At 41.5% G+C, this 19834-nt stretch carries 16 protein-coding genes and 2 pseudogenes; 5 read left to right on the forward strand and 13 right to left on the reverse strand.

Annotated elements, in window-relative coordinates; translation table 11 throughout:
- Positions 1-30 precede the first annotated feature (30 nt).
- From AACL30_RS14985 to sctC (AACL30_RS15045), 13 genes and pseudogenes are all read right to left on the reverse strand, one after another.
- The gene (locus AACL30_RS14985) at positions 31-1197 is read right to left on the reverse strand and encodes an EscU/YscU/HrcU family type III secretion system export apparatus switch protein (protein ID WP_339057174.1); all 1167 of its coding nucleotides are present in this window, start codon (positions 1195-1197) and stop codon (positions 31-33) included.
- A 120-nt stretch (positions 1198-1317) separates the two neighbouring features.
- On the reverse strand, positions 1318-2082 hold the full coding sequence (gene sctT / locus AACL30_RS14990; protein WP_339057175.1) for a type III secretion system export apparatus subunit SctT: 765 nt from the start codon (positions 2080-2082) through the stop codon (positions 1318-1320).
- 3 nt (positions 2083-2085) lie between these two features.
- Positions 2086-2346, reverse strand: a complete 261-nt coding sequence (locus tag AACL30_RS14995) for an EscS/YscS/HrcS family type III secretion system export apparatus protein (protein ID WP_339057176.1) — start codon at positions 2344-2346, stop codon at positions 2086-2088.
- Between the two features lie 78 nt (positions 2347-2424).
- A complete protein-coding gene (locus tag AACL30_RS15000) occupies positions 2425-3084 on the reverse strand; it encodes an EscR/YscR/HrcR family type III secretion system export apparatus protein (protein WP_339057177.1) in 660 nt (219 codons plus the stop codon).
- A gap of 13 nt (positions 3085-3097) precedes the next feature.
- Positions 3098-4117: a FliM/FliN family flagellar motor switch protein gene (locus AACL30_RS15005; RefSeq protein WP_339057178.1), complete on the reverse strand. Its 1020-nt coding sequence runs from the start codon at positions 4115-4117 to the stop codon at positions 3098-3100.
- Complete coding sequence (locus AACL30_RS15010; protein ID WP_339057179.1) at positions 4114-5826, reverse strand: type III secretion system needle length determinant, SpaN/EivJ family; 1713 nt, start codon at positions 5824-5826, stop codon at positions 4114-4116. Before AACL30_RS15010 ends, AACL30_RS15005 begins: the two co-directional genes overlap by 4 nt.
- A complete protein-coding gene (locus AACL30_RS15015; protein WP_339057180.1) occupies positions 5796-6266 on the reverse strand; it encodes a type III needle complex assembly protein in 471 nt (156 codons plus the stop codon). The genes AACL30_RS15010 and AACL30_RS15015 overlap by 31 nt, the downstream gene beginning before the upstream one ends.
- Positions 6250-7545 (reverse strand): type III secretion system ATPase SctN, encoded by a 1296-nt coding sequence (gene sctN / locus AACL30_RS15020; RefSeq protein WP_339057181.1) that lies wholly within the window; start codon positions 7543-7545, stop codon positions 6250-6252. Before sctN ends, AACL30_RS15015 begins: the two co-directional genes overlap by 17 nt.
- The gene (gene spaK / locus AACL30_RS15025; protein WP_339057182.1) at positions 7545-7955 is read right to left on the reverse strand and encodes an SPI-1 type III secretion system chaperone SpaK; all 411 of its coding nucleotides are present in this window, start codon (positions 7953-7955) and stop codon (positions 7545-7547) included. Before spaK ends, sctN begins: the two co-directional genes overlap by 1 nt.
- Before the next feature lie 21 nt (positions 7956-7976).
- Positions 7977-9806 (reverse strand): annotated as a pseudogene (locus AACL30_RS15030) (EscV/YscV/HrcV family type III secretion system export apparatus protein); the annotation flags it as partial.
- A protein-coding gene (locus AACL30_RS15035; RefSeq protein WP_422389587.1) for an IS5 family transposase occupies positions 9800-10563 on the reverse strand; the annotation gives its coding sequence in 2 pieces (ribosomal slippage) (positions 9800-10203 and positions 10203-10563; 765 coding nt in all). The pseudogene AACL30_RS15030 and the gene AACL30_RS15035, both read right to left, overlap by 7 nt.
- Before the next feature lie 91 nt (positions 10564-10654).
- Positions 10655-10903, reverse strand: a pseudogene (locus AACL30_RS15040) (FHIPEP family type III secretion protein); the annotation flags it as partial.
- Positions 10904-11038: 135 nt separating this feature from the next.
- Complete coding sequence (sctC, locus tag AACL30_RS15045; RefSeq protein ID WP_339057183.1) at positions 11039-12772, reverse strand: type III secretion system outer membrane ring subunit SctC; 1734 nt, start codon at positions 12770-12772, stop codon at positions 11039-11041.
- A 462-nt stretch (positions 12773-13234) separates the two neighbouring features.
- Here sctC (AACL30_RS15045) and AACL30_RS15050 point away from each other — a divergent pair, with 462 nt between their 5' ends.
- The 5 genes from AACL30_RS15050 to sctE all read left to right on the forward strand — a co-directional run bounded on the left by AACL30_RS15050 (position 13235) and on the right by sctE (position 19810).
- Positions 13235-14017: a helix-turn-helix domain-containing protein gene (locus tag AACL30_RS15050; RefSeq protein WP_339057184.1), complete on the forward strand. Its 783-nt coding sequence runs from the start codon at positions 13235-13237 to the stop codon at positions 14015-14017.
- A complete protein-coding gene (sctC, locus tag AACL30_RS15055) occupies positions 14014-15747 on the forward strand; it encodes a type III secretion system outer membrane ring subunit SctC (protein ID WP_339057183.1) in 1734 nt (577 codons plus the stop codon). Before AACL30_RS15050 ends, sctC (AACL30_RS15055) begins: the two co-directional genes overlap by 4 nt.
- A 35-nt stretch (positions 15748-15782) precedes the next feature.
- Positions 15783-16970, forward strand: a complete 1188-nt coding sequence (sctW, locus tag AACL30_RS15060) for a type III secretion system gatekeeper subunit SctW (protein ID WP_339057185.1) — start codon at positions 15783-15785, stop codon at positions 16968-16970.
- A gap of 432 nt (positions 16971-17402) precedes the next feature.
- Complete coding sequence (sicA, locus tag AACL30_RS15065) at positions 17403-17897, forward strand: type III secretion system translocator chaperone SicA (protein ID WP_339057186.1); 495 nt, start codon at positions 17403-17405, stop codon at positions 17895-17897.
- A gap of 5 nt (positions 17898-17902) precedes the next feature.
- The gene (gene sctE, locus AACL30_RS15070) at positions 17903-19810 is read left to right on the forward strand and encodes a type III secretion system translocon subunit SctE (protein ID WP_339057187.1); all 1908 of its coding nucleotides are present in this window, start codon (positions 17903-17905) and stop codon (positions 19808-19810) included.
- Positions 19811-19834 lie beyond the last annotated feature (24 nt).

A 19834-nucleotide genomic window follows, 5' to 3' on the forward strand; every position in this document is an offset into this window, starting at 1 on the left:
CCAGGTTATTTTAACTTGATTCTGTGTTGTTTAGGATCCGTTTTCTACGTTATCTTTATGCTCATTATTAGAGATCGCTTTACTCTCACTGTTTTCAGCCTTTACTTCTTCCTGACTATCATTATGTGTATTATCACCGTTTGAGACTTCTTCATATCCCGCATTTTCTACCTGATGCAACCAAATCATCAACTGTATAATCTCATCAAGCGCGTCAAGACTGATAAAAGTATAACGCTTATGGGTTTTTAATATACGGCGCGCCAAAGGAACGTTTTGAATGACCGGAACGCCCACCTTTTTGGCATAAGCCCTTACCGCTAATGCGCGCTGATTAGTTTCCAACACCGAAACAAAGGGGATAGTGAGCGAAGTGGTTTCAGGATCAGGTCTATAATAAATCCCCACCGCAATATGAGTCGGGTTAGCAATAATAAAGTTTGAGTTTTTAACGTCAGATTTAATTTGTTCAGAAAGTAATTCACTGTGCAGCTCACGTCGTTTGCTTTTTATTTCCGGATTACCGTCTTGTTCTTTCATCTCACGTTTAACTTCTTGTTTATCCATTTTCAGATCTTTGATATACAGAAAAAACTCAGCTAACGCATCTAAAATTAAAATAATGATAATACACACAAGACAAGTGAAAATGATCGCTTGCAATAATTCACCCCAAACCACCGTCATATCATAAGGCGTACCATGTAATTGTTGGAATAATAATCCTTTCTTGTTATGCCATACCAGGAGCGCAGAAATAAAAAAAGTCGCTAAATAAAGCAGAGATTTCACGGCATCTTTTGCTGTCCGTAAGCTGAATATTTTTTTGAAACCTTTGGCGGGATTGATGGCACCAAAATTAAATTTTAACGCTTTGGTCGCGATGACAAAGCCCGTTTGTAATAACGTAGGCAACGCGGAAGCAAATACGCAAAGCAATATAATAGGCAGCAGGATTTGTAATCCTATCCATAATACCGCCGTCGCATAACGATGAATATCATAGTCAAAATCATTGGCGATAACACGCCGGTAGGCGCCCATCAGTTCGACAAAAGAGCCCATTGAAATAAGGTATTGCGCGCCACAAAGGATAAGACAGGCAATAATAAAATCTTTACTTTTAAAGGATTGACCTTTTTTAGCGGAATCTTTTAATTTCTTTTGGGTAGGTTTCTCTGTTTTATTTGATGACATTTATTTTGTCCGACTCGGCGTTAATCTATTAATAAGCAGAAAAATTTTCTTGGGTATTATAAATTAAGCTCATGGCGTTAACTGTCATGAAAGGTAAGGTAATGCGCGTTATTTTAAAAGTTAATTAAACCAGATGTTTAATAAATCAGGATGAAAAGAAAGTTGCATAATAATATCCGGCAAACGAGCCGAGAAATAAATCATAATAATGACAAAGGCAACCGTTCCTTTAATCGTTAATGCAATAGAAAACGCATTTAACTGTGGCGCGAAGCGTGAGAGCAGTCCCAATATGGCTTCTGTCATTAATAGCGCCGCGATGACCGGACTCGCCAAAACTAACGCTTTAACCATTAGTTGAGTCAAGATAGATAATAGCGGTAATAATGCAGGGGAACACTCCGTTAAGGGATCACAAAAACGATAACTGGCATCATAAACTTCCAGCAATAATGTCATCCCGCCGCCTTGCAAAAAAATAACGGCAGCAAAGAGATTAAAAAAATTAGCTAATTCAGAGGTATCAACCCCACTGATAGGATCAATACTACTACTGATTGTCGCCCCTCTTTGGTTGTCGACAATCGATCCCACAGCATGTAATACCCAGAATGGCCAAGCAATGACGCTGGCTAATAATAATCCGATGGTCACTTCTCTACTAATTAAACCCAGATAGACCAAAGCATCAAAAGGAGGGCGTTCTGTCGGCGCATGTGGCCATAATGCAAAGGCAACCAACATGGTTAAGGGAATGCGTATGCCAGCACTTAATACGTTGTTGTTAAAAAAGGGTAATAGGAAAAACGCCGGGGCTATGCGAGCTGAAGACAGAGCCGTAACGGAAAAATAGTCAAATATTTCGAAAATCAGCGTATTTTGCATGGGCTACGGACGCTTTAGCGCCATAGTTAATACTTCACGCGCAAAACTCAGTAAGGTTTCACCATACCAATCGGAGAGTAGAAACAAGCAAAGTGAAACACTCAATAATTTGATGCCAAACGGCAAAGTTTGCTCTTGGAGCTGTGTCACTGTTTGAATCAGGCCGACCAATAATCCAACCATCGTTGCCACAGCAACCGGGATCGCGGTTAACATCAGCACTAAGTAGAGCGCTTTATTGCCGGCAAATACCAGATCGTTCATGTGAAACCTCAATAATATAGCCAAATCAGTTTAATTTGATTCTGCTATAGGGTATACCCTTCGCCTGTGAAGGACGGTTTATCCTACTAAATCCATATACTGTAATATCAGCCCTTTAGATAATAGACTCCAGCCATCGAGCACCACAAAAAGAACCAATTTGATCGGCACAGACAGTGTCACTGGACTCATCATCATCATCCCCAATGCCAGCAAAATGCTCGATATTAATAAATCAACCACAACAAAAGGTAAGTAAAGATAAAAACCAATTTTGAAAGCACTTTTTATTTCACTCAATGCATAAGCAGGGAGGAGCGCAAAAATGGAGGCTTTTTCTTCTTCTCGGCTAACATCCACTTCGCTGTCTTTGCGGCTCGCTTGCGCTTTGTTAAAAAAGCGCGTTAATTCTGGATCGGAATATTTTTGCAAGTAAGTACGATAGCCATCAAGACCGGTTTCAACAAATTGGCTCACTGATTCAACGCTGCTGGGATCGACATTTTCATTTTTTGCATTGACATAAACATCTTTAGCAATCGGCATCATGACAAATAGGGATAATAATAATGCCACCCCATTGAGCGTCATATTTGACGGTATTTGCTGTAAACCCAGCGCATTTCTAACCATCACAAAGACAATCGAAAATTTAATATAACAAGTGCCCGAGGCGACAAGGAAAGGCAATAACGTAGAAAAAGCCAAAAACGCAATAAGAGAAATGTCGTTTGACATGTAGCGCCCTCGTTCAAGATATAGTTCGATATATTTCTGTTAATTCAACACCTAATCTATCTTCAAATTGTTTTAATTCACCCTTGGCGATAGTGCGGCCATTCGCTTTGATTTTAATATTGTTTTCAGCGTTCGGCTCCAATTTAATTTTTTTCCCTTTATACATCTCTGCCAATTCTGCCACCGTTGAATCTTTTTTATCTAGAATAAAGGTCAATTTTATTGGCACCTTAGCAGTATCTACGATGGCGGCTTGATTTTCACTGTCGCTCACTGGTTTTTGTGAATGTGGCTGGTCGTTATGATCATCATTATCTTTTTCTTCATTAATATCTAACTCATCATCCAACTCATCCTCTAATTCATCGTAATCGAAGTCTTCATTATCATCTTCTTCATAGTCAGTCTTTTTTTCAATCATGATGTATTGATCCTTTTTTTGATAACGGCCGATACAAACCCCATTACTGATAACATGAGACGTTTTTTGCGTAATCAGCAAAACATCGCCTAGGGCTAGCTTTTTTAACCATTTTAAACTCAACCTGCTGACGCCGATTTCAAATAAAAGTGGCAACGGCAGCCCTAACACCGGCAATTTTTGCATCGATTCGGACGGTAAAAAATCCAGATCGGGTAATTGGCGCAGCCAAACAAACCCCATTGGCGTTTCCACACACAACATCAATGCGGGTGAGATTTGATCAGCATCCAGTAAGCCTATAGCCTGCAATTTCTGATAGGACAATTCTTCTATCCCCAACTCAAACGGACGCGGTGTCGTCATAAAAAGCGCTTTTAATTGTTCGCTGCTGTATGCCTTTGATGACAACGCGGCCAAATCAGGGGCGACATGATGAAACCAATCACGCAGTTTGATGATCCCTTGCCAGCGATCATCCGCGGTAAACTCCAGTAATTCGCAAGCCGAGTCGGGTACTGATCGCGTGACGGTGATTCCACGCGCTAACCACAGCTTTTCCGCCCGATCTTCACGTGATTGAACGAACTGGCGTAATCGTAATTGACTCACTGTTGTTCCTCATCGTCCAGTGGTTGATGTTGATGTTGAGGTTGATGCTTTTGCTGCTCATCATCACGAGCTAGTGTCCAATGTTCAGCTCGGTTTGGGTTTGTCTGTTGTAAATGACTCTCTAAACGCTGTCCTACTTCCGGGCTGGAAGGATGGAAAACCACTTTTGCGCTGTCAGCTTGTTGCTGCACGATATTGACACTATGTCCTTTTCCCCAACGTTGAAAATGATAAACCGTGCCTGAATTCTCAGCTTGTTTCATCTCTGAAGGCTGAGGATTAGCATGGGTCATTTCGTTAGGCAGATGCTGTGACTGTGTCGGTGTTTTTGACAAGGTCGCTTGCGGTTTATCATGATTAACCGGCTGATAAGGCGCCATCTCACTTTTCTGAATAATATCACTCTCTTCCTTCAGTGGTTTATCAGCGCGTGCTGCTCCTTTCGTTAAGGCGTCATTTTTCATTAATATCGTGGTTTCTTGTTCAACTAAGCCCTGCAACGGCTTTTTTAATAACACATTATCAGGTGATACAGAAACCAAGCCTTTATTCTCTGCCAGCTGGGCGCTCTGAACAGTCTCTTGACGCGCGGCAGCTACTCCCCCTTTTTTCAATTCTGCAACACCCATTTTGGATAATAAAGCGCCAGATAATGGCTGATTGGATACCGGTTTTGCGGCTAACGGCTCTGGGGGTAACGGTATTTCAGCTGAGCTTTGTTTAAACTGCGTCAAACCAGGTTCATTTGCTTTTAGCGGCGTCAAACCAGGTTCATTTGCTTTTAGCGGCGTCAAAACAGGCTCACTTGCTTTTAGCGGCGTCAAAACAGGCTCATTTGCTTTTAGCGGCGTCAAAACAGGCTCACTTGCTTTTAGCGGCGTCAAAACAGGCTCATTTACTTTTAGCGGCGTCAAACCAGGCTCATTTGCTTTTAGCGGCGTCAAACCAGGCTCATTTGCTTTCAGCGGCGTCAAACTAGGCTCATTTGCTTTTAGCGGCGTCAAACTAGGCTCATTTTTTTTTGTCAGTGGCATCAAGCGCGATTTTTTAGCTGATCGCCCCATTTCGCTATGGCTTATCCTATTTTTTTGCTGTAGAGAAGAAAGTGTTGTCGCTAACGGATATTTGTTGTTCTCGACGCTATATTGTGCGGGCTGAGAAGTCATAATCGTGTTAGACAAAAAAGAAGCAACCTCTGGCATTTGTTTCAGCTTTCTTTTCTTACCATAAGCTAAGTGCATCAAAGCATCACTGCTGGTTGATTTTATCCCTTCTTTATTCACTCTGTGTTCAATGGCATCACCCAGTGGCTTTTGCAATGATGCTTTCGATGACAATACGCCATTTTTTTGTAGCGCCGCTGGCATCAATAATGAAAAATCACCGCGTAAACCCAGTTTACCCGGCGCTTGATTTTTTCTGTCAATGTTTTCAGCAATAAGAGGATTGGGGGAAATCGTCTCCACAGCAGCCTGATCCTCTTTCTTTTTATTTTTTATTAAAGCGGTTTTGCCAACTGCAGTAGATTCAGACGATAAATGAGGTATCTGTGGATATTGCTCCATAAAAATAAGCAATTTCTCCTCTGATTTCTCCTCTTTTTGCTGAAATTTATCAAATAAAGACACCAGCTCGTAAGGATCATCGATGACACCAACGACTGATTGGGATGAATGCCCTAATTCATGATTGGGATTGATTTGCGACATGTAATAATTTCCTCCATTTCTATTTCCTCTTGTCTTAGTTGCATAAGACGACGTGACCGTTTGGTCACCGTCTGCCAATGTGAATATTTATCCAGTTTTTTGCGCCAATGTTGGCGTTGTTGCCATAACTTATGCTTTTCTTCCTCATATTGTAGCTGCTTTTCTTTTAATCCGACTTCTTGCAGATCCAATTCGCTTAATTGGCGACGGACTATCGATAAACGGCGTTGAATAGCATACAGCTCACTTCTGCTGATCATGCCTTCAGGTTGTTGTGAACGCAGTAGGGTTTGTAATGCTTTTTTTTGTAAATCAAGAGAATTTTTCTCTTCATCTAAAGCACGCACTTTATTGGCGACCTGATGGATCAAATATTCACAACGTTGCTGATTCGTTTCGCAACGGCGCAATAGAGCAACAATTTTATTTAGTAAGTGCATTCATAACCTGCAAGGTTTTATCAATAGGCGCATTTTCATGCATGTCCTGTTGTAACCATTGTAATAAGGCATCCCGCTTGGCGATTGCCCGATCATTTTGTGCATTTTCTCCCTTGGTGTATTCACCTAAATCCAATAGCATTTGTAATTCTTCAATTTTGGCTAACAGTGCCCTGATCTCTGACGCTGATAATTGGTGTTCTCGACTCGATACTTGCCCAGATACACGACTGACACTCCGTAATACATCTATTGCCGGGTAATGATTTTGTACCGCTAATTTTCGGCTTAAGTAAATATGGCCATCGAGAATAGAACGAATTTCATCCGCGATAGGATCAGGCTCTTCATCACTTTCTAACAAAATAGTGTAGAAGGCAGTAATACTGCCATTTTTAGTATTACCTGGCCGTTCAAGTACCGCCGGTAAGGCGTCAAAAACGGAGGCGGGGTACCCGCGCCGCGCGGGGGCTTCCCCGGCGGCTAAAGCAACGTCACGTAATGCACGAGCATATCGGGTTATCGAATCGAGAAATAACACCACTTTCTTACCTTGATCACGAAAATATTCAGCGACGGTAGTCGCCAATAAAGCAGCATTACAACGATCTAATGAGGAAAAATCAGAGGTGGCATACACCACCACACATTTTTGTTGACGGCCAGATTTGACAAGCTCCTGTGTAAATTCAGTCACTTCTCGCCCTCGTTCACCAATCAAACCAATGACAAAAACATCGGCATCGGCTTGTTCAATCAACATATGCATTAATGATGTTTTACCGCAGCCGGCAGCGGCGAAAATCCCCATACGCTGCCCGATCCCACAAGTTAACAAGCCATCGATAGCTTTAATACCGGTAATAAACGGTTGTTGGATACTTTCTCTATCAAGATAAGACGGTGGCGGCGTATCAATCGGCCGAATAGCACTATTATGCGCATTTTCAGTTTGATCGCTTAAACGTTCGACAATTTTACCTGACGGATCTAATACCGTGCCCAATAGTGAATCATTTAAAGTAACGGATAAACCGGCACCTGTTGGCGATAAAACGGCTTCTCGTGATAAACCACGTGCATTGCCGATTAAACTCAGCAAAGCTCTATCGCGATTAAAACCCAATACTTGAGCCTTAGCGACGGTGTTTTTATCCAACCAATGCGGCCTGATTTCACATATTTCACCCACTTTCACACCAGTGAGACTGGCCTCGATAATCGGTCCTGATAATCGCAGGGGGTGAGCTTGGCAACGCAACAACCGTAGCTCATTCATTACTTGATAGCCTCATTAAATTCTTTCAAAATGTGGAAAAACCCGTCTAAAACCAGCGCAAATTTTTCTGCATTTTCTAGATAGTTTCGGCGTACATGTGCTTTAATTTCAAGGATACCATCGTGAAAATAAAACTGAACCTGCCGGCTCGGCGTAAAATCACATCCTTGCTGTTGTTGCAGTAACAATTTTTCAAGACTTTGCCGATAAGCGCTTTCATACACATTTTCGATACGCGCCCAAACCCAAATTTCATCATCTTCTTCATCTCTACTCACTAGAATGCTAGGACTGTCTTTAAAATCTAATGTAATGGTGGAATGGCTATCAAAATTGTCTAATAAACGAGGATCACATCCCTGTTGTTCCAGTGCGCCACGGACTAATTCTGCAATATTTACGTTTTCCATAATTCTCTCTACTTTTAATAATTAAATGGTTTTTATCACATTGACCGATACATTTTCGGAAAGTTCGCCAAACGAAATGACCTCCAAATCACGGAAACGTGTTTCTATAAATTTCTTAATAAAGCGTCGTGTGTCTACCGACGACAACAACACAATATCCTTATAAGCGATGAATAAGTTATCTAAATTAGCCGAAAACAAATCCATCAACTCATCAGACACTGCGGGTTCCAGGTTTAGGAAGGATCCTGATGAGGTATTACGTATTCCTTTACGCAACTTATCTTCCACTTCTGCGGACAGCACAACAGCACGTAGCTCATTATTCACCGCAAATTTATGACAAATATAGCGAGATAATGCCCCACGAATGTGCTCAACCAGAGAAATGACATCTTTTTCACGCGGTGCCCACAAGGCCAGAGATTCCATAATTAACTTCATGTTACGTACCGAAATACGCTCGGAAAGTAAACGCTGTAATACTTCGGCAATCTTCTGTACTGTGGCATGACGCATAGCTTCTTTGGATAAATCAGGGAATTTATTTTCTAATTTATCCAACATATCTTTGGTTTCTTGTACACCAAAATACTCATTGACATGACGTGACAATAGTACTGCCATGTTTTGATAGAGCTCATCAACAGCCGATCGCAGTTGATAACCCAGATTGACCAGTGTGGCTTTGTCCTGTGGTTCAATCCAAATGCGACCCTCATCAATCACGGTTTCAATCCCCAGCTGCATTAATTCATCGGTGCTATTAACCACACACAAACGATTAAAGTGCAGCACGAACTCATCAGCCCGGATCTCATTAATTAAGATCATGACGCGATTTTCAGCCAAGGTATTAGAAGCACGCAATAATAAATCGGGCAATTTAATGCCATAATCGATAAAAAATTGACTACGTAAATGATCGGAAAGTTTTTCTTTTTCTAATTTTTCTAACTGGTTCGCAGGAACAAGAATGATAAAAGGAACGGTTTCAGAAGAAATCTTGTCCAAATCACCAATTAATCCTAATGAACTATCAATCGCATGACTATCATTAAACAACGCTTCATCGGGTGCGCTTTCAGCTTTTCCTGACCCGGCGGTTTTATTTTTCTGCTGTTTCATACGGTGTTTATAGAAAAACAATCCTGCGAACAGCGACGCTAAAATAACGAAAACAAACAGAGGGAAGCCAGGTAAAAAACCAATAGCCATTGCTAATCCTGCAGTTATTACCAAAACAAAGGGATTAGAGAACAATTGACCCATCATGGTGCGCCCCATGTTGTCACCATCTCCGCTAACCCGTGTCACGATAAATCCAGCACTGATAGCTATTAATAAAGAAGGAATTTGTGCAACGAGACCGTCACCAATAGTTAACATAGTGAAGGTAGACAACGCATTAGACATACTCATTCCCTGTTGACTAACGCCCACGCTGATCCCACCAATAAAGTTGATGAAAATGACGATAATACCGGCAATAGCATCCCCTTTAATAAATTTCATGGCACCGTCAAAAGACCCATACAACTGGCTTTCTCTTTCCAATACACTGCGTCGTTCTTTTGCGCCCTCTGCATCGATGACGCCGGCACGTAAATCAGCATCGATGCTCATTTGTTTACCAGGCATCGCATCAAGAGAGAAACGCGCGGCAACTTCGGCGACACGTTCTGCCCCTTTAGTAATCACCATAAACTGCACGATAGTAACAATGGCAAAGATAACAAACCCAACCACTAAATTATCACCGATAACAAATAATCCAAAGGTCGCGATAATCTCACCAGCATCAGCATCATTTAATATCAATCGACTGGTACTATATAGTGTCGTCATGAGATCTTGAGCCATAGAGCAAGGCATCGTATTTGTACAGCAGCGAGAAAAGAGGAGGTATTTTTTGCATAACGAGTAGCAATACCTCGCCAGCGCTTTAGGTGCAGAAAAGCATTTTCCACGAGATGTCGATGCTTGTAGAGCGCTTTATCGTACTCACGTTGAATTTTACGATTCTTTTTAGGTGGTATTACGATTTGCATGCCGGCTTCTTCTGCTTTTTTAATGATGTTATCACTGTCATAGCCCTTGTCAGCCAACAGATATTCTGCTGCAATACCTTTGGTTAAATTCGTTGCTTGCTGACAATCTGCTGTGGTACCTGATGTAATAAAAATTCTGACCGGCATACCATGCGCATCCACGGCCAGATGTATCTTACTGTTGAGCCCCCTTTTGTGCGCTCCATATCCTGATTACCGCCTTTTGCGCCTGCTGCATGAGGGTGAACTTTGCTATGAGTGGCATCAATCATCAGCCATTCAAAATCTGGCTCCACAATCAGCGCTTCGAGCAGAGACTCCCATAGCCCCTTGTCACGCCAGCGGCAAAACCGGCGATGAGTATTTTTCCAACCGCCATAATCAGGCGGTAAATCACGCCAGGGAGCGCCGGTTCTCAATATCCAGAAAACAGCATTAATAAACTGCCTGTTATCTCTGGCTATGCCACCCCAAGTGCCTTTTCTCCCCGGGAGATGAGCTTCCAATAGGCTCCAAACATGATCGGATATATCGTGGCGGCGATGGGCTAAATTCATTCCCGAATCATCTTTCATTATTGAATCATCTCAACAGTTGTCGTTATTTGTTACATGATAATATATTTTTTATTACGTGACGACACTACTTAATAGACAACGCGAGTCTAAAAAGGGTTGTAATCAATAACACAGCGGGGAAAGTCGAAAAGCTCAGAATGCGATCAATATAAAACGAACTCATAAAGACCAGCATAGAGATAACGATATTCAAACCTATTAAAAAATCGACAAGATAAGTGGGTAATGGAATGATCAACATCGAGACGATCATCATCACCAACGCTAAGATCAAGAGCTCTGGCCGAGTACGCATATGGTATAAAAGCTTATTCATCATGGATTTTGTCCATTTATCTGTATTATAAAGTTACGAGCAATCATCATAAATCTCATTTTTTCCTAAATTTCTGTTTCTAAATAGCCTGTTACAAATCTTCTTGAGCGACGCTCGGACAAAGAGAATTTGAAATCTTTATGTCCATTTTTGGCTATCCATATAATTCCGCATCCAATCCTGCAAGGGCTCGGCGTTGAGATCTTTTACCATCTCGCCGGCGATATCACTGGCATCACGGCTTAAGGGGCCTTCAATTTCGCGCGGTTGAATCAAAAAGACGCGGACGGTGTTGGCGCTGGCGCCTTGCCGGTAGCGAAAGAGTCCGCCGACCCACGGCAGGCTGCCTAAACCGGGGATTTTGGCTTCGGTGTTGTTACTGCTGTCGCGGGTATAGCCGCCGATCAGCAAGCTTTTGCCTTTTGGCACCCGTGCCACGGTACTGATTTTGGTGCGACCGACTTTCGGTAAGCTGGTTTTAATTTCGTTGTCGCTTTGGGCAATTTCATTGCCGTCTTCGATGTTTAACATCATTTCGATTTGGCTTTGTTCGGCAAAGCGGGGTAACACGCTGACGGAGGTGCCGTAGGTGACACTTTCTAAGGTCGCGACCCGATCGCCCTTGACTTCACTGTAGAAGGCACGGTTGTTATCGAAAATCGCCGGAATATTTTCTTGCGTCAGTACAATCGGGCGCGAGACGATATTGGCTTTATTTTGTTGACTGAGCGCCATGATAGAGGCAATAAAGCGACTGCCGTCCAAGGTGCTGGCACCGCCGCCGTTGAAACTGGCACCGAATTTGCCATTGATATTGATGCGCCCGTTAAAATTGACGCCCAGTTGGTCTAAGGCGGTTTTTTCTAAATCGATGATCCAGACAGACAGTTCGATATGCCGTTTCGGCTGATCTAATTGCGCGATCAGTTGTTTTACGAAAGCAATGTGTTCAGCGCGCCCTTTGACCAATAAACTGTTGGTGCTGGGATTGGCCACCACCTGCAATGCGATGTCGGAACGGACTTTACGCGCGGCGACCGACGGGGTGGCCACTGGCGTGCTTTGACGCATTTGTAATGATTCGGCTAACCCCATCGGCGCTTTGTAGGGCAGGGCGGCAGGGCGCTGCTCTGAAAAAGCCGGCATGGCAGGCGCATATTGACCGGATTCGCTTTTTTCTTGCGGCAAGATTTCAACTTGCTGCGGCTGTTGCTGGTTGGCCAACAGATTTTGAATGATTTTGGCCATCCCCGGCAGGCGGATGGTTTGGCCGCGGTAATCGTATTGACGATCATCGACAAAGGTATTATGGAGTTTGATCACCGCCACTTTTTCGCGGTTATCGACGCTTTCATTTTGGTTATCTAAAAATTTCGCGGTGCGGGTGATTAATTCGATGTACACCGGCGGGCCGGAGACATAGAAGGTGGTGCTGTTTTCATCGCCGCGCAGGGGATAGCGTTTATCGTACAGCTGCGCTTGAACCAAAAAGTTTTTCACCGCACTGAAGGAGCTGGTATGCAAACTTATCATGGTATTACGTATTTCTGAGGCGTCGTAGACATAGATGGACTGGCCATCGTGATACCAAATCAGCCCTAACTGGGTGGCCAATTGTGCTAACACCTGTTGCGGAGCAGTGAAATCAAAATGCCCGCTGACTTGTTTACGTGCCGCCAATTTGCTGAGCACCACCGGTTTGTTAAGGCGTGAAGAGAGCGCATCAAACACCCCTTGAATGCCTTCTTTTTTCGCCAGATAGCCTTGTGCCTCGCCTTGTGGCGCCATCAGGGGCGCTGATTGCGCCAGACTGCCCGGGATCAGGCTGAGAAAAAGTACCGATGTTAATAGACAGGATAATATTTTTTTCATAGACCAATCTTGTTTAAGTGAGTTGAATTATCTGCAGTAACTTTACTGATATCACATCAATAGCGTTATTAATTGACGGCGATAATGCCTTAAAAATAGAATGGGATCCTGATGTAAATATGATGAAGAAATATAATGTAGACAAAAATAAATAAATGGCCTCACTCTGTTTTAACATAATGTCAACTGTTCAGTTGTTTAAAAAATAATATCTTACATATCTTGAATTTTTATAACAGTCTAAATAAAAATAATCATTTTTATATTATTCTTGTTTTTATTTTAATCAGAATTTATTTATTGACGTTTTATTATTTAAATCGAAAAAACATTACATTTATCTAAGGTAATATTATTTTTTTCTATTCATCATATTTACATCAGGATCCCATTCTATTTTTAAGGCATTATCGCCGTCAATTAATAGGAGCAGCTGACTTAATAGTCCAACGGTGGTAATAAATGGAAACACAACATGCTCAAAAATTACTAAAAAATGGGCAGAAGAAAAACATATTAGAACCTAATCTTTGGTTGATATCGGTAGGCGATTTTCCCTGTGAAATTAATATAAGGTTGGGAGGTGAAAATAAGCTAGTATCCCTAATGCCTGGTTGGAAAGGGCTATTAGCGATGAGACGTCTATCATTAAAAATAGAAAAAGGTTATTTGTTTTTTCATGAAATAGATTTAATGATAATGACAAAATTACAGTCTTTTATTGATAAATCAATGAATAGGAAAGAAGAGAAAAATGTTTCTCAATGCGATTTTTCTTTAATAAAAACAGACGAAATTTCAATTTTAACTTCTCGGCGCGAGCTCGAATATTGGTTGCTACGACAAACACTTAATCCACAGCCTGGTATGGAAGGTTTTGTTGATTTATTGCGTAGCACTGAGTGGTATTGGTTAGTGTATTTTTTATTAGATGAATTTACCGGTAGTAATAAATTGCAAGATCTGGGTCAACGTTATGGCTTATCAACTTCACATTTTCGTCGACTTTGTCGTCAAGCATTAGGCAATACCACCAAAGTGGCATTACGTGATTGGCGGATGGGAAAAGCAGTACTTGCTTTAATCGATGAAAACCAAAATTTAACTGAAATTGCATTTGAGCATGGTTATTCATCTCTTTCTCATTTTTCTAATGAGTTTAAAGAAACCTTAGGTGTTTCGCCCCGAGGGCTGCGCCATATCATTGCAGATAATTCAACTCACTTAAACAAGATTGGTCTATGAAAAAAATATTATCCTGTCTATTAACATCGGTACTTTTTCTCAGCCTGATCCCGGGCAGTCTGGCGCAATCAGCGCCCCTGATGGCGCCACAAGGCGAGGCGCAAGGCTATCTGGCGAAAAAAGAAGGCATTCAAGGGGTGTTTGATGCGCTCTCTTCACGCCTTAACAAACCGGTGGTGCTCAGCAAATTGGCGGCACGTAAACAAGTCAGCGGGCATTTTGATTTCACTGCTCCGCAACAGGTGTTAGCACAATTGGCCACCCAGTTAGGGCTGATTTGGTATCACGATGGCCAGTCCATCTATGTCTACGACGCCTCAGAAATACGTAATACCATGATAAGTTTGCATACCAGCTCCTTCAGTGCGGTGAAAAACTTTTTGGTTCAAGCGCAGCTGTACGATAAACGCTATCCCCTGCGCGGCGATGAAAACAGCACCACCTTCTATGTCTCCGGCCCGCCGGTGTACATCGAATTAATCACCCGCACCGCGAAATTTTTAGATAACCAAAATGAAAGCGTCGATAACCGCGAAAAAGTGGCGGTGATCAAACTCCATAATACCTTTGTCGATGATCGTCAATACGATTACCGCGGCCAAACCATCCGCCTGCCGGGGATGGCCAAAATCATTCAAAATCTGTTGGCCAACCAGCAACAGCCGCAGCAAGTTGAAATCTTGCCGCAAGAAAAAAGCGAATCCGGTCAATATGCGCCTGCCATGCCGGCTTTTTCAGAGCAGCGCCCTGCCGCCCTGCCCTACAAAGCGCCGATGGGGTTAGCCGAATCATTACAAATGCGTCAAAGCACGCCAGTGGCCACCCCGTCGGTCGCCGCGCGTAAAGTCCGTTCCGACATCGCATTGCAGGTGGTGGCCAATCCCAGCACCAACAGTTTATTGGTCAAAGGGCGCGCTGAACACATTGCTTTCGTAAAACAACTGATCGCGCAATTAGATCAGCCGAAACGGCATATCGAACTGTCTGTCTGGATCATCGATTTAGAAAAAACCGCCTTAGACCAACTGGGCGTCAATTTTAACGGGCGCATCAATATCAATGGCAAATTCGGTGCCAGTTTCAACGGCGGCGGTGCCAGCACCTTGGACGGCAGTCGCTTTATTGCCTCTATCATGGCGCTCAGTCAACAAAATAAAGCCAATATCGTCTCGCGCCCGATTGTACTGACGCAAGAAAATATTCCGGCGATTTTCGATAACAACCGTGCCTTCTACAGTGAAGTCAAGGGCGATCGGGTCGCGACCTTAGAAAGTGTCACCTACGGCACCTCCGTCAGCGTGTTACCCCGCTTTGCCGAACAAAGCCAAATCGAAATGATGTTAAACATCGAAGACGGCAATGAAATTGCCCAAAGCGACAACGAAATTAAAACCAGCTTACCGAAAGTCGGTCGCACCAAAATCAGTACCGTGGCACGGGTGCCAAAAGGCAAAAGCTTGCTGATCGGCGGCTATACCCGCGACAGCAGTAACAACACCGAAGCCAAAATCCCCGGTTTAGGCAGCCTGCCGTGGGTCGGCGGACTCTTTCGCTACCGGCAAGGCGCCAGCGCCAACACCGTCCGCGTCTTTTTGATTCAACCGCGCGAAATTGAAGGCCCCTTAAGCCGTGATGCCAGTGATATCGCCGGCGAGATGGTAAAAGATCTCAACGCCGAGCCCTTGCAGGATTGGATGCGGAATTATATGGATAGCCAAAAATGGACATAAAATACACTCATCAACCTGTGATCATAAATCCTGCTATGATCATGAACCCTGCTAAATACAATGCTAAAAAAGCAGCAAAGGTTAAAGCAGAAAAAGAAAATGAAAAAGTACAGATGCTACGAGAAGAATCAATGCAGAGAGGCGATTTAGAGATCCTCGATGATGATTCCCCAGCAGCACAATTACAGCGTTTTCATCAGTCTACCGATGAAATGTCAGCGGCACTGACACAGTTTCGTAATAGACGTGATTATGAAAAGAAATCAGGAGATTTATCAGAGAGTTTTGAACGCATTCTTGATGAAGATGTATTTCCTAAAATCAACGCATTATTAAAAGCGGTCGCTTCGCTGCAAGAGGGGAGTATTGAAAATCTATTGCGTCATGCTCACCTTTTCTTTATGGACGATAGCGATCTGGTGCTGGTATTACGTGAAGTACTAAAGCGACGGAATCTAGATGAACTGATTAGAAAACGTCTGCTTACTTTACTCAAACACGTTGAGGCGACTGCAGACCCACGGCGCTTAAAAGCAGGGATCAATACCGCACTAAAGGCACGTCTCTTTGGTAAGGCATTAAACATTAATCCAGCATTAATTCGCCAGAGTTACCGCTATTTTCTAGAAAGCGATGCCAGAGAGATTGAAATATATCAAGATTGGATCATCAGCTACGGCTATCAAAAACGGGCTGCCATCGTCGATTTTATGGAAGGCGCATTACTCACTGATATTGATTCGCAAGATCCAAGCTGTTCGAGACATGAATTTGGTAATTTACTCGGTAAACTGGGGCAGCTCAAACTTTTACGTTCAAGCGATGCTCTTTTTATTAAAAAAATACTTGGGATCCCACTGGTTCGCACCTTTAATGACAGTGAAAAATCTTGGTTGCTTTTTATGCTTTGTATTTTACAAGATCCTGATGGTCTAGATGACTTTTTAACAGAAGTCGTTGGTGAACGTACTTTTTTTAGTCGAAGTGCATTGCGTTCTTCATTATTGCAAGTCATTTATCGTGCTTGTAAATCGCTGCCACTGGAACTTTTTATCGAACCAGGTTACAGCCAGCTTTTAGCCGAAAAATTTGAAAAATTAGCAAAAATTGCCTATGGCCAAGAGCTGATTGAGCATCAAAGAGCGATGGAACAACATGAAAAATCAGCTGGATTTATTTATCGGCCACAACAAAATAAACGGAGAGAAGTGCTTAGTTTATAGCGATCATTTCCTACTATTTGCCTATTGTAAATAAGATAAAAATACAATTAGCCAGCTATTAGCGTTTATTTATCGCGAGCACAAAAAATTTAAAATAAGCGCTTAAATGGACTTGATAATATTTATTATGACATATATACACTACATTACATTTCATGACGATTAACTAAGGTAAATTAATTATAATAAAAAATTATTATCATTTTTCTATAGAATGTTTTTATAAAAATCGCTCTACATATAAAAATATTATTAAATTTAAATATCGATTTAATTAAAAATAGTTAATCGAAAAATCATTTTTTTACAAAAAAAGATAAATAAAAGCCTCAGCATTTTAAATAGACGATATTTGAAAGATTGCTTTTTTTTATTCTGCTTTAATTTACTCACACCCCTGTTTCTGGTAGTGAGATTATAACCGGAGTTTTTATGAATAAGTTTGACGATACCAATGAAGAACAAATGACAGAGATGGTTTTGGAGGCAATCAGTGATTCTGCGACATTAAAAGATATTCATTCCATACCTGACGAAATGATGGAGGGACTGTATGCACATGCTTATGACTTTTATAAAAAAGGCAGGCTTGATGATGCAGAAACGTTTTTTCGTTTTCTTTGTATGTACGATTTTTATAATCCTGACTATTTTACCGGTCTGGCGGCAGTGTACCAACTGAAAAAACATTACCAGAAAGCAGCCGATTTATATGCAGTCGCTTTTGCATTAAGTAAAAACGATTACAAACCGGTATTTTTCAGCGGCCAATGCCAGTTACTCATGGGTAAAACATCAAGTGCAATCCAATGCTTTGAATTGGTTTATCAAAGCAGTGATGACAATACATTATGTTTTAAAGCAAAAGCTTATCTAGACACAATAAAACCCTCCATAAAATCTGAAAAGACAATTGAAAAGGAATAAATTAAATGGCTGAGATAGATAAAGAAAATATAAAACGTATGTCTACTAGTATTAATCGTGGCGACCATCCATTGGCGCAAATTATTGCTGAGAAGACACAAATCAGCAAAGAACAGATCCGGATTATTAGTCGTGACGCCGAAAAATTATTTTATGAGGTTCTAGCTGTTGATCTTGCAAACGAAGAAATGATTCTTGAAGATACTAATGGTGCACCAGAATTGACTCCACCTAAAACTGAACGGTTAATTAGCCAAAAAAATGTATTACAACGATCAGCAATAATACAAAAAATAGCAGTAGAAAATACTGAAAATATTAACAGTAAACAGTATACACAAATGGAACACTTGATGACCTCGATTGATGAGGAATCAATGGAACAGCGAAAAGAAAATTTAGCTGATCGCGCTAAAAAACAAGATATAAAACAAGAGGGAATAAAAGAACAAAATAAAAGTCAGCAGCAAACAAAAAATACTGAAAACTTATATAACAATAGTCAGAGTCAGCAAAAAGTTTTCATGGAGAAATGGAGTGAATTAGAGCAGGGCTTTACGCCTGAAAAGATCATAGAAACCTTATCCCTGCGCGCGACAGAACGTAATCTAATGAGAGAGAACTTGGATAAGGTATCGGATCAATTTAGCAAAGAAATGGCGCAATTAAAGATAGCCATTCAGGATGTTACACAACATAAAACAACATTAGAAAAATTCGATAATACGAACCAGGCACCCGATGATGTTAAAGAAACTTTCCTCACGGCTATCAATGTAGCAACAGAAAAGTTGGTAAAAAGTGATCATTTACTTCAAGAAATAAAAAATATACCTCTTGCTGATCCACAATCAGTAAAACAAGATTTAGCGCAAATCACTTTATACGGTAGAGCCTTGGTGGATTTAGTGATAGGAATGTTTATTGAAACAAGCAATAAAAACTCAATAGAAAAATTAAATAATAATAAGAATATAATTGAAAAAGTACAGCTCGCCAATATCAATGAATTAAAAATAAAAGAGCAAGAGGCAACAGAGGCAGCTGAAAAAGCAGCCAAACTCGGAAAAATTGGCACCTGTATTGCTAAAGTTCTTACCTATCTCATCGTGGCAGTATCTGTAATAGGAGCGGTATTCACGGCTGGCGCTAGCCTGGCGGTTGCGGCGATTGGCATAGCGCTACTCGTAACGGACAGCGCGATGGAAGCCGCGGGGATGGAATCACTCTCATCCAGGATGATGAGCCCGCTGATGACCGAGGTTGTCCAACCCGCAATAAAATGGCTTACTAAGATGTTCGTAAAAATGTTAAAAGAAACCGGGCTAGGTGATCTGATCAATAAAGCAGCCGGAAAAGATATTACCGAGATCATTGCCAGTGCATTAGCCGCAGTCACAGCAATAATAGGCATGGTAGTTTTAATGGCGGTAGCGAAAGTGGGTGGCAGTTTTATTGCAAAACAGCTTGGACCTATGTTCACTAAAATAATGAGCAAAATCGCTACCAGTGCTTTTGCCACGGTAATAAAGAATTTTGGTCAGAACATATCAAAATTTGTAATAAAAAAGATACCAGAAAAGCTCAAAGAATGGGTCGCTAAATTAAATGAATTTGTTTTAAAAAATTTAGTAAATGGAAACGCGGTTGATTATACAACAATGTCATTAAGAATGATTAACGTATCAGTAAAAGCAGGTTTTGATATCAATGATGGCGTATCGAAGAAACAGATTTTTGATATGCAAGCATCCATGATAATGATCAAAAAAATGGCAGACATATTACAAGAATTATCGTTAAAACCCGTTGAAACATTTATGGAATCATTCAATGTTAATAATGAAATGACAAAAGCACTTTATGATTCCATGAGCAACAGTCATAAGACATCACTTGCTATGTTAGCTTAATCGATTAATTTTAAATAAAATAGA

Source organism: Candidatus Regiella endosymbiont of Tuberolachnus salignus (genome assembly GCF_964020115.1).
GTDB classification, from domain to species: Bacteria; Pseudomonadota; Gammaproteobacteria; order Enterobacterales; family Enterobacteriaceae; genus Regiella; species Regiella insecticola.

Coding starts and splice junctions, on each gene's coding strand:
- AACL30_RS14985 (WP_339057174.1), bottom strand. CDS start 1,197: ATGTCATCAAATAAAACAGAGAAACCTACCCAAAAGAAATTAAAAGAT.
- sctT (WP_339057175.1), bottom strand. CDS start 2,082: ATGCAAAATACGCTGATTTTCGAAATATTTGACTATTTTTCCGTTACG.
- AACL30_RS14995 (WP_339057176.1), bottom strand. CDS start 2,346: ATGAACGATCTGGTATTTGCCGGCAATAAAGCGCTCTACTTAGTGCTG.
- AACL30_RS15000 (WP_339057177.1), bottom strand. CDS start 3,084: ATGTCAAACGACATTTCTCTTATTGCGTTTTTGGCTTTTTCTACGTTA.
- AACL30_RS15010 (WP_339057179.1), bottom strand. CDS start 5,826: ATGTCGCAAATCAATCCCAATCATGAATTAGGGCATTCATCCCAATCA.
- AACL30_RS15015 (WP_339057180.1), bottom strand. CDS start 6,266: ATGCACTTACTAAATAAAATTGTTGCTCTATTGCGCCGTTGCGAAACG.
- sctN (WP_339057181.1), bottom strand. CDS start 7,545: ATGAATGAGCTACGGTTGTTGCGTTGCCAAGCTCACCCCCTGCGATTA.
- spaK (WP_339057182.1), bottom strand. CDS start 7,955: ATGGAAAACGTAAATATTGCAGAATTAGTCCGTGGCGCACTGGAACAA.
- sctC (WP_339057183.1), bottom strand. CDS start 12,772: ATGAAAAAAATATTATCCTGTCTATTAACATCGGTACTTTTTCTCAGC.
- AACL30_RS15050 (WP_339057184.1), top strand. CDS start 13,235: ATGGAAACACAACATGCTCAAAAATTACTAAAAAATGGGCAGAAGAAA.
- sctC (WP_339057183.1), top strand. CDS start 14,014: ATGAAAAAAATATTATCCTGTCTATTAACATCGGTACTTTTTCTCAGC.
- sctW (WP_339057185.1), top strand. CDS start 15,783: ATGATCATGAACCCTGCTAAATACAATGCTAAAAAAGCAGCAAAGGTT.
- sicA (WP_339057186.1), top strand. CDS start 17,403: ATGAATAAGTTTGACGATACCAATGAAGAACAAATGACAGAGATGGTT.
- sctE (WP_339057187.1), top strand. CDS start 17,903: ATGGCTGAGATAGATAAAGAAAATATAAAACGTATGTCTACTAGTATT.